A 15,505-nucleotide genomic window follows, 5' to 3' on the forward strand; every position below is an offset into this window, starting at 1 on the left:
CCCCGTTTTTGCTGTGATTCAAGACAAGAAGTTCTGGGAAATTCCTACCATGCGTTCGCCCCTGCTTTTCGCCGTACCCTTCGCTCTCGCCGCCTCTTTTGTACAAGCACAATCCTTACCAGAAGCCATGCAGCAGGCATTGGATGTCCATCCGGAGATCCAGGCAGGGGTCAACAGTCGTTTGGCGGCGGATTATCAATTAAGAGCAGCGAAAGGTGGATACCTGCCGAAGGTCGATCTGCTGGGTGGTTATGGCCGTGAAGGCACCGACAGCGTGACCACGCGCGCCGATTCCGGTAACCACTACGAAACCCTGAACCGCAGCGAGTCAAGTTTACGTCTCTCGCAAATGGTTTTTGACGGTTTTGCCACTTCCAGCGAAGTCGGGCGTCAACAAGCCACCGTTAACTCCCGAGCTTACTCGTTGCTCGGCACTTCCGAGCGCACCGCGTTGACCGTCGCCCAGGTTTATCTGGACGTGCTGACCCGCCGCGAGTTCGTGCGTCTGGCCGAAGAAAACCTCAAGAGCCACCAGCGTATCTACGATCAGATCCAGTTGCGCACTCAGCGCGGCGTCGGCAGCGGCGCCGACCTCGATCAGGCCGAAGCGCGTATGGCTCAGGCCCGCAACAACCTGATCACCGAGCAAACCAACCTCGCCGACTCGGAAACCAACTTCCTCAGCGCCGTCGGCCAGATGCCGGATCAGCTGGAGCGCCCGGCGCCGTTCATCGCGATGATGCCGGCCAACCTCAATGAAGCGCGCACGCAGATGGTCGAAAACAGCCCGATCCTGCGTTCGGCCGAGTCCGATATCGCCGCTGCCGAGAAGCAGTACGAGACCGCCAAGTCGACCTTCTACCCGCGTTTCGACGCTGAACTGGGCCGCACCGCCGACAACGATATCGATGGCCAGAACGGTCACAACAACGAGTGGCAAGCCATGCTGCGCATGCGCTTCAACCTCTATTCCGGTGGCAGCAACAAGGCTGATCTGGAATCGAAGTCGTACCTGTCGAACCAGGCGTTGGACATCCGCAACAACGCCCTGCGTCAGTTGAACGAAGAGCTGGGCCTGGCCTGGAACGCCTTGAACAACGCCAACGCGCAGGTGCCGATCGCGCAGCAATACGTCGATCACAGCACCGCCGTACGCACTGCTTATCAGCGTCAATTCAGCCTCGGCGAACGCACCCTGCTCGATTTGCTCGACAGCGAAAACGAGCTGTTCACCGCATCGCGTCGTCTGGCTGAAATCAAAAACATTCAGTTATTTACTCAGTACCGAATCAAGGCGACCATGGGCGAGTTGCTCAGAAGCCAGGGAGTGGTCGCGCCGTTGGCATCCGTTGTGCAGAACGACGTGAAGCCCAAGGTTCAGCTGCCTGGGATGAATTGAGTTATCCCTTTCAACTGTTAAAGAGTGTCGAGCGTGGAATCAGAAGTCAGTCGAGTTCATCTCAGTCATGATCCACGCGCGTTGCACGACGATCCGTTACTGGACGGTCTGCTCGCCCTTTGCATGCTGCATCAGAAGCCTGCCAGCGCGGCGATGCTGACCACCGGCCTGCCGCTGCCCAAACAACGTTTGAGTGTCGAGTTGCTGCCCCGCGCGGCGGCTCGCGCCGGCCTGCAAGGGCGGGTGTTGCAGCGCAAACTGGAAGAAATTCCGGCGATCGCCATGCCCGCGCTGTTGCTGCTCAAGGATGGCCGCAGCGCCGTCCTGTTGGGCTGGCAAGGTGAAGATGAAGCGCGGGTGCTGCTCAGCGAAAGCGACGGCGGCGAGTCCGTGGTCAGCCGCGAACTGCTCGCCGACGATTACACCGGCAAAGTCTTCTTCGCCCAGCCGCAACACAAATTCGACGTCAACCACGGCACGCTGATTCCGCGCGCTCGCTCGTGGTTCCGCGACACCCTCAAGCGTTCGCGCTGGCTGTACGCCGATGCGATTGCCGCAAGTTTCCTGATCAACATCATTGCGATGGCCGCGCCGCTGTTTGTGATGAACGTCTACGACCGCGTGGTGCCGAACCAGGCCGAAGCGACCCTGTGGGTCTTGGCCCTCGGGATTACCGGCGCTTACCTGTTCGACCTGATCCTCAAGAGCCTGCGCAGTTTGTGCCTGGATCTGGCCGGCAAGAAAACCGACCTGATCATCTCGGCGACGCTGTTCGAGCGCATCGTCGGCATGTCGATGAAGTATCGCCCGGCGCGAGTCGGCAGCTTTGCGCAGAACATTCACGAGTTTCAGAGCCTGCGCGATTTCCTCGCCTCGCTAACCCTCACCAGCCTGATCGACCTGCCGTTCACCATCCTGATCTTCATCGTCATCGCCATTCTTGGCGGGCATCTGGTGTGGATTCCGGTGCTGGCGTTCCCGATTGCCTTGCTGATCGGCTACGCCTTGCAGAAGCCGCTGGTGGCCACGATGGAACGCACCATGGCCCTCGGCGCGGAGCGTCAATCGAGCCTGATCGAAACCCTCGCCGGTCTCGACGCGGTCAAGGTCAACAACGCCGAAAGCGAACGCCAGTACCAGTGGGAACAGACCATCGGCACCCTCAGCCGCCTCGAACTGCGGGTGAAAATGCTCTCCGGCCTGGCGATGAACATCACCCTGCTGATCCAGCAACTGGCCGGGGTGATCATGATCGTCTTCGGCGTGTACCAGATCATCGACGGGCACCTGAGCATGGGCGGTCTGATCGCTTGCTACATGCTCAGCGGTCGCGCGCTGAGCCCGCTGGCCTCGCTGTCCGGTCTGCTGACTCGCTATCAACAGGCGCGGGTGACCATGACCTCGGTCGATCAAATGATGGAGCTGCCGCAAGAGCGCAACTTCGAAGAGCGCCCGCTGAGCCGCAAGGTTTTGCAAGGCGCGATCGAGTGCCGCCAGCTCAACTTCACCTACCCGGAACAACAGAACCCGGCGCTGAAGAACATCAACCTGGTGGTTCGTCCCGGCGAAAAAATCGGCATCATCGGTCGCAGTGGCTCGGGCAAAAGCTCCCTGGCCAAACTGCTGGTTGGCCTCTATCAGCCGGACGATGGCGCCTTGCTGGTCGACGGTGTGGACATTCGCCAGATCGACGTCAGCGAGCTGCGCTACAACATCGGCTATGTGCCACAAGACATCCAACTGCTGGCCGGCACCCTGCGTGACAACCTGGTTTCCGGTGCGCGTTATGTAGAAGACGAACTGGTGCTGCAAGCCGCTGAACTGGCCGGCGTCCACGAATTCGCGCGTCTGCACCCGCAAGGCTACGAGCTGCAAGTCGGCGAGCGCGGGCAGAACCTCTCCGGTGGCCAACGACAAAACGTCGCGCTGGCCCGCGCGCTGTTGCTCAATCCGCCGATTCTGCTGATGGATGAACCCACCAGCGCGATGGACAACACCGGCGAAGAACGCCTCAAGCAACGCCTCGCGGCAGTAATTGAAAACAAGACCGTGATACTGGTCACGCACCGGGCTTCACTGTTGTCGCTGGTCGATCGCCTGTTGGTGGTCGACCGTGGTCAGATTCTCGCCGATGGCCCGAAAGCCGCCGTGATGGAAGCGTTGAAGAAGGGGCAGATCAGTGTTGCTTAAGTCGGGTTTCAAGGATTCGATCCGTCGCTACTTCAAGGGCTCGGCATCGTTGCAGGGCCAGCCGCTGCCAGAGGTGAACAAGGCGCTGATCGAGGACGCCCCGCGCGTCGTGCGCCTGACCATTTGGGCGATCATCGGCTTCTTCGTTTTTCTTATGCTCTGGGCCAATTTCGCCGTGATCGACGAAGTGACCAAGGGCGACGGCAAGGCGATTCCGTCGTCGAAGATCCAGAAAATCCAGAACCTTGAGGGCGGGATCGTCTCCGAACTGTTCGTCAAGGAAGGCCAGATCGTTGAGGCCGGCGCACCGCTGATTCGTCTCGACGACACGCGATTTGCCTCCAACGTCGGCGAAACCGAGGCCGATCGTCTGTCGATGTTGCTGCGCGTTGAGCGTCTGAGCGCCGAAGTCGATGACCGTCCGCTGAATTTTCCTGAGGACGTGCTGAAAGCCGTGCCGGGGCAGGCGAAAAGCGAAGAGTCGCTGTACATCAGCCGCCGCCAGCAACTGCACGACGAGATTGGCGGTCTGCAGGAGCAGTTGATTCAGCGTCAGCAAGAGCTTCGCGAATTTGGCTCGAAGCAGGGACAATACCGCCAGCAACTCGGCTTGCAGCGTCAGGAAATCAACATGTCCGAGCCGCTGGTGGCGCAGGGCGCAGTGTCCCCGGTGGAAGTGCTGCGCCTGAAGCGTGCCGAAGTGGAAACCCGTGGTCAGCTCGATGCCACAACTTTGGCGATTCCGCGTGCCGAATCGGCGATCAAGGAAGTGCAGCGCAAGATCGACGAGACGCGCGGCAAATTCCGCAGCGAAGCGCTGACCCAACTCAACGAGGCGCGCACCGACCTGAACAAGGCCAGCGCTACCGGCAAGGCGCTGGAAGATCGCGTCAGCCGTACGCTGGTCACCTCGCCGGTGCGGGGCATCGTCAACAAGTTGCTGGTCAACACCATCGGCGGCGTGATCCAGCCGGGCAGCGATCTGGTGGAAATTGTACCGCTGGACGACACCTTGCTGGTCGAAGCAAAAATCCGCCCGCAGGACATCGCGTTCCTGCATCCGGGCCAGGAAGCTACGGTGAAATTCACCGCGTACGACTACACCATTTATGGTGGCCTGAAAGCCAAGCTTGAGCAGATCGGTGCCGACACCATTACCGATGAAGACAAGAAGACCACGTATTACGTGATCAAGGTGCGTACGGAGCGCAGTCATCTGGGTACGGATGACAAGCCGTTGCTGATCATTCCGGGGATGGTCGCGTCGGTGGATATCATTACCGGCAAGAAATCGGTGTTGAGCTACCTGCTCAAGCCGATCATCCGCGCGCGGGCTGAGGCACTACACGAGCGTTGATTCTATAGTGGCTTCGCTGGCCTCATCGCGAGCAGGCTCACTCCTACAGGAATCGCATTTCTCCAGATGGAATGCGATCCCTGTAGGAGTGAGCCTGCTCGCGATAGCGTCAGCCGGAACAGCACTTCTCTGTCAGCAAGTGACAAAAACCGTCACTCACCACCCAGTCCATTCCTCACCATTCGCCATATCGTTATTCATTAACGGTATTTAATTTCCGATTCTTATAGCTATAAAGTCACTCCCCTGCGTACCTGCCGACCAATCGGCGCGCCGCACGACCTGAACCGACACGCAATCCAGCGTGAGTGTCTGATCGACGAGCGCGCCCATGAGCGCGCCGTGCGTGGGAGATTGAAAGATGTCCGCAGCTACTGCTACCCCAAGCGCCGCGAGCGCCGCGCCGCAAACCTTCGAAATTCGCCCGTTCAGCGGTGCCGTTGGCGCCGAGATCGTTGGCCTCGACCTCACCCGGCCGATCAATGATCAAGACTTTGCGCGCATCCATCGCGCGCACCTCGACCACCACGTCGTGGTATTCCGAGATCAGCAAATCACCCCGCAACAGCAGATCGACTTCAGCCGCCGCTTCGGTGTGTTGCAGATCCACGTGCTCAAGCAGTTCCTGCTGGCCAATCACCCGGAAATTCTCATCGTTTCCAACATCGTCGAAAACGGCCAAAACATCGGCCTCGGCGACGCCGGCAAATTCTGGCACTCCGACCTTTCCTATAAAGAGCTGCCGAGCCTTGGCTCGATGTTGCATGCGCAAGAGCTGCCTTCCGAGGGCGGCGACACCTTATTCGCTGACATGCATAAAGCCTGGGACAACCTGCCCGCCGAGCTGCGTAAAGCAGTCGAAGGGCGCAGCGCCGCGCATTCCTACACCGCGCGTTACAGCGAAACCAAATTCGAAGGCAACTGGCGCCCGACGCTAACCCCGGAGCAACTCGCTCAGGTCGCGGAAGTGGTGCACCCGGTGGTGCGCACGCACCCGGAAAACGGCCGCAAAGCGCTGTTCGTCAGCGAAGGTTTCACCACGCGCATCGTTGGTCTGCCGGACGACGAGAGCCAGCAACTGCTGAGCGAGCTCTACGCCCACAGCGTGTTGCCGCAAAACATCTACCGCCATCAGTGGCAGCCCCACGACCTGGTGTTCTGGGACAACCGTTCGCTGATCCACCTCGCCGCCGGCTGCCCCGCGCACCTGCGCCGCAAGCTGTATCGCACGACCATTCAGGGCGACGCGCCTTTCTGATTTGCCGGAGATTCGATCATGTCCAAACGACTTCCATTTGCCCCGCTGGCCGCCGCCATCGGCCTCGGTTTCAGCCTGATTGCCGGCAGCCTGGTGGCACCGACCGTGGCCCACGCCGAAGGTGAAATCCGCATCGCCGAACAGTTCGGCATTGTCTATTTATTGCTCAACGTGGTGCGCGATCAGGGCCTGATCGAGAAATACGGCAAGCAAGAAGGCATCGACATCAAGGTCGACTGGACGCAGCTCTCGGGCGGCGCCGCGGTCAACGATGCGCTGTTGTCCGGTTCCATCGACATTGCCGGTGCCGGCGTCGGGCCGCTGCTGACCATTTGGGATCGCACCCACGGCAAGCAAAACGTCAAAGCCGTCGCCTCGCTGGGCAACTTCCCTTACTACTTGGTCAGCAACAATCCGAAGGTCAAAACCATCGCCGATTTCACCGAGAAGGATCGCATCGCAGTGCCAGCGGTTGGCGTTTCGGTGCAGTCGCGCATCTTGCAATACGCGGCGGCCAAGCAGTGGGGCGACAAGGAATTCAATCGCCTCGACAAATACACCATCGCCGTTCCGCACCCGGACGCCACGGCTGCGTTGATCGCCGGCGGCACTGAGCTGACCGGGCATTTCTCCAACCCGCCGTTCCAGGATCAGGCGCTGGAAAATCCTAACGTTCACGTCGTGCTCAACTCGTATGACGTGCTCGGCCCGAACTCGCCGACGGTGCTGTTCGCCACCGAGAAATTCCGCGAGGAAAACCCGAAAACCTACAAAGCCTTCGTTGAAGCACTGACCGAGGCGGCGCAATTTGCGCAGAACGATAAGGGCGCGGCGGCCGACACTTATATCCGCGTGACCAAAGCGAAAATCGACCGCGCAGCGTTGCTGAAAATCATCGACAACCCGCAGTTCGAATTCAGCGTGACGCCGAAAAATACTTATCCACTGGCCGAATTCCTCTACCGCGTCGGCGCGATCAAAAACAAACCTGAATCGTGGAAGGACTACTTCTTCCAGGACGCCAAACCGCTGCAAGGGAGCTGATCGAGATGAACGCCCCTTTGCAAGGCCACGCGGCCAGCAACCTGATCGTCAACCGCGAAGCGCTGTTGGCGGTCGATCATGTCAGCCTCGAATACCGCACGCCGCAACGTGTGGTGCGCGCCACGCACCAGGTCAGTTTTGAAATCGACCCGGCCGATCGTTACGTGCTGCTCGGCCCGTCCGGTTGCGGCAAATCCACTTTGCTTAAAGCGGTCGCCGGGTTCATTCAACCGTGCGAAGGCGAGATCCGTCTGCAAGGCCAGCGCGTCGACGCGCCGGGGCCAGACCGGATTGTGGTGTTTCAGGAATTCGATCAACTGCCGCCGTGGAAAACTGTCAAACAGAACGTGATGTTTCCGCTGCTGGCGTCGCGCACGCTGAATAAAAAAGAGGCCGAAGAACGCGCGCTGCACTATCTGGAGAAGGTCGGGCTGGCAGCGTTTGCCGACGCTTATCCGCACACCTTGTCCGGCGGCATGAAAGCGCGCGTGGCGATTGCCCGGGCGTTGGCGATGCAGCCGAAAATCCTCTTGATGGACGAACCGTTCGCCGCGCTGGATGCGCTGACCCGCCGCAAGATGCAGGAAGAATTGCTGCTGCTCTGGGAAGAAGTGCGCTTCACCCTGTTGTTCGTCACGCACTCGATTGAGGAGGCGCTGGTGGTGGGCAATCGCATTTTGTTGCTGTCGCCACATCCGGGGCGGGTGCGCGCCGAAGTGCACAGCCATCAATACGATCTGCACAGCCTCGGTGGCGTGGCGTTTCAGGAATCGGCGCGGCGCATTCATCGTCTGCTGTTCGACGAAGGCCAGTCGCCGGAAACCGAGCGTGACCACGACTTCAACGACATTCGCATCGCCTATTGAGCGGCCAGGAGGATCAACCCGATGAGCCATTCATCATCTGTGCGTGAAGAATTCGAAATTGTTTTAGAGCCGCTGACTGAAGTGCCGGTCGAACGCGAACTGTCGCTCGGTACGCGGCTGTGGCAACAGGGTTGGCTGCGCAAAAGCCTGATCCTGATATTGCTCGCGGTGCTTTGGGAAATCGTCGCGCGTGTGCAAAACAACGATCTGTTGCTGCCGAGTTTTCTGCAGACCAGCCATGCGTTGTACGACGGCCTGCTCAGCGGCGAGTTGCTGAGCAAGGTGTGGATATCCTTGGTGGTGCTGCTCAAGGGTTATCTGATCGGCATCGTTCTGGCGTTTGCCCTGACGACACTGGCGGTGTCGACCCAGTTTGGGCGCGATCTGCTGAGTACACTGACCTCGATGTTTAACCCGTTGCCGGCGATTGCCCTGCTGCCATTGGCGTTGCTGTGGTTTGGGTTGGGGCAGAACAGCCTGATTTTTGTGCTGGTGCATTCGGTGTTGTGGGCGTTGGCGCTGAATACTTATGCGGGGTTTCTTGGGGTGTCCGAGACGCTGCGCATGGCCGGGCGCAATTATGGTTTGAAAGGTTTGCGGCTGGTGCTGTTCATCCTCATTCCTGCGGCGCTGCCGTCGATTCTCGCCGGGCTGAAAATTGGCTGGGCGTTTGCCTGGCGCACGTTGATCGCGGCGGAATTGGTGTTTGGTGCGACCAGTGGCAAGGGTGGCTTGGGCTGGTACATCTTTCAGAATCGTAATGAGCTGTACACCGACAAGGTGTTTGCCGGGTTGGCGGTGGTGATTCTGATTGGTTTGCTGGTGGAGAATCTGGTGTTTGACACGCTGGAGCGGGTGACTGTGAAGCGCTGGGGTATGCAGCGCTGACCTGTGTGCTCGATTTATTGTAGGAGCTGAGCTTGCTCGCGAAGAGGCCTTCGGCAGCGCATTAATTCACGACCTGCGTAATCGTTCTTCGCGAGCAAGCTTTGCTCCTACAGGAGCGGTAGATGTTTGCTAGCATTGCACGCAGATCAATCCTGATCCGCCACGAGTGCTTGCCATGCAGCTCCCGGACATGAACCTTCTGGTCGCCCTCGACGCTTTGCTCGACGAGGGCAGTGTGGTCGGCGCCGCGCGGCGGATGAACCTCAGCCCCGCCGCGATGAGCCGCACCCTCACGCGCATCCGCGAAGCCATCGGCGATCCGATCCTCGTGCGCGCCGGCCGTGGCCTGGTGCCAACCCCCAAAGCACTGGAATTACGTGAGCAGGTGCGCGACGTCGTCGAACAAGCCGCGCTGCTGTTCCGCTCCGCTGACACGGTGGAATTGGGCACGCTGCGCCGGCGCTTCAGCATTCGCGCCAATGACTTTTTCATCGGCGTCTACGGCGGCAAGCTGTTCGACACCCTCGACCAACAAGCGCCGCACTGCGAGCTGCGTTTTGTCCCTGAGGGCGATGGCGATGATGAAGCGTTGCGCGAAGGACGGATCGACCTCAGCGTCAGCAACACCCGGCCGGTCAGCCCTGAAGTGAAAGTGCAGAATCTGTTCTCCACGCACTTCGTCGGTCTGGTTCGTGAAGATCATCCGCTGCTTGACGGTGAGATCACCGCCGAACTCTACGCCGGTTTTTCCCATATCAGCATGTCGCGCCGAGGTATCGCTCGGGGCCCGATTGATACGGCGTTGAACGCGTTGGGGCTGGAGCGGCGGGTGGCGGTGATTGCGCCGAGTTTTCATGCGGCGATGTTTGCCTTGCCGGACTCGGATTTGATCCTGCCGGTGCCCAAGGAAGCGCTGCTCAGCGTGCGGCGATTGGGTTTGAAACTGCGCTCGTTCGACCTGCCGATTCCGTTGCCAACACTGATGCTGACACAAGCCTGGCATCCGCGTTTCGACAAGGATCCGGCGCACCGCTGGCTGCGTGAAACCCTGAAAACCTGCTGCGACGAAACCTGGCTGGCTGCTCAACCTTAATCACCAGCCATCACAAAACTCCCTTGTAGGAGTGAGCCTGCTCGCGATGGCGTCGTGTCAGTCACTCATACGTTGGCTGACACGATGCCATCGCGAGCAGGCTCACTCCTACAGGGGTTAATCATTGTGTCTGGCGCACTTATAACCTGCCAATAAGTCAATTTTCGTCAGCGATAAGCCCCACTAAAATGCTCCGGTATTTCCCACCCCCGGAGTTTTCATTCATGACATCCCTGACGGTCTCGGCGCCCCTCGCTGCGGCCAGCCCGGCGACGGCGGCCGCGCCTCCGGTGTTCGGGGCGCGGATCATCACCGGTCTGGTCGGCGTGCTGCTGGCGGTGCTGGTGTCGGGCCTCAACGAGATGGTCACCAAAGTGGCCCTCGCCGACATCCGTGGCGCGCTGCACATCGGTTACGACGAAGGCACCTGGCTGGTCGCCAGTTACACCGCCACCTCGGTCGCGGCCATGGCGTTTGCGCCGTGGTGCTCGGTGACCTTCTCGCTGCGCCGTTTCACCCTCTGCGCAATCGGCCTGTTCACCGTGCTCGGCGTGCTGTGCCCGTTCGCGCCGAATTACGAAAGTCTGCTGCTGATGCGCATTCTGCAAGGCCTGGCCGGCGGTGCGCTGCCGCCGATGCTGATGACCGTGGCCCTGCGCTTCTTGCCGGCGAACATCAAACTCTACGGTCTGGCCGGTTACGCGCTGACCGCGACTTTCGGCCCCGGCCTCGGTACGCCGCTCGCCGGTTTGTGGACGGAATACGTCGGCTGGCAATGGACGTTCTGGCAAATCATCGTGCCGTGCCTGATCGCCATGGCGATGGTGGCTTACGGCATTCCGCAGGATCCGCTACGACTGGAACGCCTCAAGGCATTCAACTGGAAAGGCCTGCTGCTGGGCTTCCCGGCGATCTGCATGTTGGTGATCGGTTTGCTGCAGGGCAATCGACTGGACTGGTTTGAATCGAGCCTGATCTGCGGCTTGCTCGGCGCTGGTTCGCTGTTGCTGGTAGCGTTTTTGATCAATGAATGGTCGCAGCCGATTCCGTTTTTCAAATTGCAGATGCTCGGTATTCGCAACCTGTCATTCGCCCTGATGACTTTGGCCGGCGTGTTGGTGATTTTGCTGGCGGTGGTGTTGATTCCGTCGAGCTATCTGGCACAGGTGCAGGGTTATCGCCCGGTGCAAACCGCGCCGATCATGCTGCTCGCCGCGTTGCCGCAGTTGATCGCGCTGCCGCTGGTGGCGGCGCTGTGCAACCTGCGTTGGGTCGATTGTCGCTGGGTGCTCGGGATCGGTTTGAGCATGTTGGCGCTGTCGTGCCTCGGTGGTTCGCAACTGACGTCGGCGTGGATTCGCGACGACTTTTATGTCCTGCAATGGCTGCAGATTTTCGGTCAGCCGATGGCGGTGTTGCCGTTGTTGATGTTGTCGACCGGGAGCATTTCGCCGCTGGAAGGGCCGTTCGCTTCGGCGTGGTTTAACACGGTGAAAGGCCTGTCGGCCGTGGTCGCCACCGGGGTGATCGAAGCGCTGACCACGTCGCGTCTGCATTTCCATTCGAACATGTTGATCGACAGCCTCGGCAATTCGCCGCTGGCCGATCGCAGCGATCCGGGCCTCGCCCATCGCCTGCACGAACAGGCCGTGGTGCTGACTTCTTCCGATCTCTATGTGTGCATGGCTGGCGTCGCGGTGATGCTGATCCTGCTGATTTTCTGGCTGCCGACGCGGATCTTTCCACCGCGCGCGCCGACCTGATTGCTGCACTGAACAATGAAGGTTTTTATGACAACTCAAGCAAAGCAAAAACTCGCCGTGGCCGTGGCCGCCGCGCTGGCCGTGAGCGTGCTGGTGTATCTGGCGATGCCGGGCCTGTTTGGTAAGCGCACCCAGCAAAATACCAACGACGCATTCGTCTCTGCCGACTACACCTTGGTGGTGCCGCGTGTGGCCGGGTTTATCAAAGAAGTGCTGGTCGAAGACAACCAGCGCGTCAAGGCCGGGCAGTTGCTGGCGCTGATTGATGATCGCGATTTGCGTGCGTCCGCCGAAGCGGCGGACGCGCAGACACTGGTGGCGCGGGCGCAGTTGCAGAACGCCAAGGCGACGCTGGAACGGCAGACCTCGGTGATCGCTCAGGCGCAGGCGTCGGTGGTGTCGGCCAAAGCAGAAATGGCCTTTGCCCAGCAGGAATTGAATCGCTACAACCACCTGGCCGGCGTCGGTGCCGGCACTGTGCAGAATGCACAGCAGGCGCGTACGCGTATCGATCAAGCGACGGCGCACCTCGACACCGCCTCCGCGAAACTGGCGGCGGAACGCAAGCAAGTCGACATCCTCACCGCCCAACGTGATGCCGCCGAAGGCAGCCTGAAGCACGCGCAAGCGGCGCTGGAAATCGCCAGTTTCGAACTCTCCTACACACGCATCACCGCGCCGCAGGACGGCATGATCGGCGAGCGCGCGGTGCGCGTCGGCGCCTATGTAACGCCGGGCAGCAAATTGCTGGCGGTGGTGCCGTTGCAGCAGGCGTATGTGGTGGCGAATTTTCAGGAAACTCAACTGACGGATGTGCAGCCGGGGCAGGAGGTGCAGGTGCGTGTCGACAGTCTGGGTGGTGAAGCCTTGAGCGGTCGCGTCGAAAGCATTGCGCCGGCCACGGGTGTGACGTTTGCAGCAGTGAAGCCGGACAACGCCACGGGTAACTTCACTAAGGTGGTGCAGCGAATTCCGGTGAAGATCATGCTCGAACCGGGTCAGCCGTTGGCTGAGCGGTTGCGGGTGGGCATGTCAGTGGAGGCGCGGATTGATACCGCCAGCTCGGCGAAGTCTGTGCGTGAGGTGACCCAGCGATGAGCCGTGTTGACCGCGCCGACGCCTTCGCGAGCAAGCCCGCTCCCACAGGGGCAACGCATTCCAAAATGTGGGAGCGGGCTTGCTCGCGAAGAGGCCAGTGGCAGCAACTCACTCTGAGCGCCTTGCTCGCCGCCAGTCTCACCGCCTGCACCGTAGGCCCAGACTTCCAAAAACCCCAAGCCACTCAAATCAGCGACTGGACCAAACCCGCCAAATCGGCCCCGAGCCAAGCCGTCAGCGAACCCCTCAACGAACGCTGGTGGGAAGTCTTCCACGACCCGCAACTTTCCACGCTGACCCAACGTGCGGTGAAGAGCAACCTCGACCTGCAACTGGCCAGCAGCCGTCTGCAACAAAGCCGCGCCGCCCGCCAGGTCATCAGCGCCGACCGCTACCCGAACACCGCCGCCACTGGCAGTTACGGCCGCGAACGCAACAGCGGCAGAGGCCTCAGCGATCCATCCGGACTCGACGGTGATTCCGCCTTCAACCTGTGGGACGCCGGTTTCTCCGCCTCGTGGGAGCTGGATTTCTGGGGGCGCGTGCGCCGCGAAACCGAAGCCGCCGACGCCAATCTCGAAGTCGCCGAAAACGACCGTCGCGGTGTGCTGCTGGCCGTGCTCGCCGATACCGCGCAAAACTACATTCAGCTGCGCGGCGTACAAAACACCCGCGCCGTCACCGAGCAAAACCTCGACGTCGCCCGACACAGCCTGAACCTCTCGCAGCTGCGTCTGGCCGATGGTGTCGCGACTGATCTGGACGTCGCCGAAGCCGCCGCGCAAGTGGCTGCCATCGAATCGCGCTTACCGGCGCTGGAGCAACGCCAATCGCAACTGATCAACGCGATCAGCCTGTTGATGGGTGAACCACCGCAAGCCTTGGCCAAAGAGTTATCCACAGATGCTGCCGTGCCACAGTCGCCGCTGCAAGTCGCCATCGGCCTGCCGTCGCAACTGGCCGAACGTCGTCCGGATATCCGTCAGGCCGAATCACGGCTGCACGCGGCCACCGCCAATATCGGCGTCGCCAAGGGCGATTTCTATCCACGCATCACCTTGTCCGGCAACCTCAGTTCGCAAGCCATGCAGCTCAGTGATTTCGGCTCGTGGGGCTCGCGCGCGTTCGGCATCGGCCCGCAATTCAGCTTGCCGCTGTTCGACGGCGGTCGCCTGCGCGGCGTGCTGCAACTGCGTGAAGCCCAGCAACAGGAAGCGGCCATCGCCTACCAGCAAACCGTGCTGCGCGCCTGGCACGAAATCGACGATCAACTCACCGCCTACAACGCCAGCCAGCGCCGCCGCGACAGCCTCGCCGAAGCCGTACGGCAAAACCAGATCGCCCTGCGCACCGCGCAACAGCAATACGTCGAAGGCGTGGTCGATTTCGTTAACGTCCTGACGGTGCAGGGTGCTTTGTTGGCGACGCAGGAACAGTGGGTCGAAAGTTCGACCGGCGTTTCGTTGGCGATGGTCGGGTTGTACAAAGCGCTGGGTGGGGGCTGGGAGTCGGTGTATCCGGCGCAAGTAACTACCAATAATCCGGTTTGATCGCTGGTTTTTTGTGAGTGGCTACTTGTTTTGGAAACTGATGAAGTCTCAGCTCTTCAGTCGAAATAACGCGTCTCAACCAGTTTGAGTTGTCTTTCAATGAGCCTGGGGGCGGGCGGATAGATCCGGTCCGATGAGGAAGGATCACTCCAATGATCAGGGCAGGAAAATCTGTTCGGAGCGCCTTCAGAGCAGGTGTCATGTCGGTATCACTGGAAACCAGAATGATTTGATCAATGCGCCCTGCACATTCGGACATTGTTTGCCGGCTTGCAGTGCGATACATGCTGATTGCTATATGCACATCGGTTTCTTTTTCTTCCAGTTTCCAGATATCGACTTTGTCTTGACGTGACGCATGGGTGTTCCTATCTATAAACCTTGGTGCTTTGGCTGGCATCTAATTGATGCCGTCCGAAATGCACGGTGACTTTGCTCGCTCGCAATGCCCTTATGTAGGCATCTTGTGCTTCCTTGGAAACGCGGCCGCGAGTTGCCAACTGGGGTTTGATTGGAGAAGTGAAGTAGTCAATCGAGACTATTGAGCTCTGAGGGTTTTCGATGAGGGCAATATGCGTCAGCAGGCTGTGCAAGTTCAGCCATTTATAGGGTGTGCCAGCGAGCAAGCCGTAAAACAGGTTGTAGCCATCAACAAAAAATGCGGTGCGCACAAAAAATCCTCAGAAACGAAAAAACCGGCCTAAGCCGGTTTTTTCATCCCCAACTGCCAGCGAACTGAATCGCTACGTACGGGGTTGAGTAAGGCAATCCTAGATTGAGTGCGTCATGCAGGTCAATCACCAAATAATTGCGGGCTCACTCCACTGGTTTATTTCCAGCACCGGCTTGCCAGTTTTGGCTACCAGTGCCGACTAGGGTCAAGCCATTTAAGGGCGCCAATATTAGAAGTTGTTGCAGAAAGAGGTACATTCGGCCCGTGTTTACTTCCATAGGTAGCCTGTCTATCGCCTTATTCGCAATGCGCTATCGGTAGCATTC

Annotated in this window: 11 protein-coding genes and 1 pseudogene; 11 read left to right on the forward strand and 1 reads right to left on the reverse strand. The window is 59.8% G+C overall.

What is annotated here, in order from left to right; genetic code table 11:
* The first annotated feature begins 49 nt into the window (after positions 1 to 49).
* From ACIP66_RS05125 to ACIP66_RS05175, 11 genes are all read left to right on the forward strand, one after another.
* On the forward strand, positions 50 to 1,399 hold the full coding sequence (locus ACIP66_RS05125) for a TolC family outer membrane protein (RefSeq protein WP_053116433.1): 1,350 nt from the start codon (positions 50 to 52) through the stop codon (positions 1,397 to 1,399).
* 33 nt (positions 1,400 to 1,432) lie between these two features.
* Positions 1,433 to 3,589: a type I secretion system permease/ATPase gene (locus tag ACIP66_RS05130; RefSeq protein WP_053116434.1), complete on the forward strand. Its 2,157-nt coding sequence runs from the start codon at positions 1,433 to 1,435 to the stop codon at positions 3,587 to 3,589.
* The gene (locus tag ACIP66_RS05135; RefSeq protein WP_053116435.1) at positions 3,579 to 4,946 is read left to right on the forward strand and encodes an HlyD family type I secretion periplasmic adaptor subunit; all 1,368 of its coding nucleotides are present in this window, start codon (positions 3,579 to 3,581) and stop codon (positions 4,944 to 4,946) included. The genes ACIP66_RS05130 and ACIP66_RS05135 overlap by 11 nt, the downstream gene beginning before the upstream one ends.
* 361 nt (positions 4,947 to 5,307) lie before the next feature.
* Complete coding sequence (locus ACIP66_RS05140; protein WP_400646009.1) at positions 5,308 to 6,204, forward strand: TauD/TfdA dioxygenase family protein; 897 nt, start codon at positions 5,308 to 5,310, stop codon at positions 6,202 to 6,204.
* Positions 6,205 to 6,222: 18 nt separating this feature from the next.
* Positions 6,223 to 7,248, forward strand: a complete 1,026-nt coding sequence (locus tag ACIP66_RS05145) for an ABC transporter substrate-binding protein (protein ID WP_400646011.1) — start codon at positions 6,223 to 6,225, stop codon at positions 7,246 to 7,248.
* A 5-nt stretch (positions 7,249 to 7,253) separates the two neighbouring features.
* On the forward strand, positions 7,254 to 8,114 hold the full coding sequence (locus ACIP66_RS05150; RefSeq protein WP_400646013.1) for an ABC transporter ATP-binding protein: 861 nt from the start codon (positions 7,254 to 7,256) through the stop codon (positions 8,112 to 8,114).
* A gap of 21 nt (positions 8,115 to 8,135) precedes the next feature.
* Positions 8,136 to 9,002, forward strand: a complete 867-nt coding sequence (locus ACIP66_RS05155; RefSeq protein ID WP_053116439.1) for an ABC transporter permease — start codon at positions 8,136 to 8,138, stop codon at positions 9,000 to 9,002.
* Positions 9,003 to 9,177: 175 nt separating this feature from the next.
* Entirely contained in the window at positions 9,178 to 10,095 is a 918-nt protein-coding gene (locus ACIP66_RS05160) for a LysR family transcriptional regulator (RefSeq protein ID WP_400646016.1), read from the forward strand.
* A gap of 224 nt (positions 10,096 to 10,319) precedes the next feature.
* The gene (locus ACIP66_RS05165) at positions 10,320 to 11,858 is read left to right on the forward strand and encodes an MFS transporter (RefSeq protein ID WP_400646019.1); all 1,539 of its coding nucleotides are present in this window, start codon (positions 10,320 to 10,322) and stop codon (positions 11,856 to 11,858) included.
* Positions 11,859 to 11,885: 27 nt separating this feature from the next.
* Positions 11,886 to 12,956 carry an HlyD family secretion protein gene (locus ACIP66_RS05170; RefSeq protein WP_400646022.1) on the forward strand — a complete coding sequence of 357 codons (1,071 nt, stop codon included), beginning with the start codon at positions 11,886 to 11,888 and terminating at the stop codon, positions 12,954 to 12,956.
* A complete protein-coding gene (locus ACIP66_RS05175) occupies positions 12,953 to 14,506 on the forward strand; it encodes an efflux transporter outer membrane subunit (RefSeq protein ID WP_400646025.1) in 1,554 nt (517 codons plus the stop codon). Before ACIP66_RS05170 ends, ACIP66_RS05175 begins: the two co-directional genes overlap by 4 nt.
* On the opposite strand, the pseudogene ACIP66_RS05180 reads toward ACIP66_RS05175, so the two are convergent.
* A pseudogene (locus ACIP66_RS05180) lies at positions 14,487 to 15,177 on the reverse strand (NYN domain-containing protein). The gene ACIP66_RS05175 and the pseudogene ACIP66_RS05180 sit on opposite strands and share 20 nt — an antisense overlap.
* Positions 15,178 to 15,505 lie beyond the last annotated feature (328 nt).

Source organism: Pseudomonas sp. NPDC088429, assembly GCF_044753305.1.
In the GTDB taxonomy this organism is placed as follows: domain Bacteria; phylum Pseudomonadota; class Gammaproteobacteria; order Pseudomonadales; family Pseudomonadaceae; genus Aquipseudomonas; species Aquipseudomonas rustica.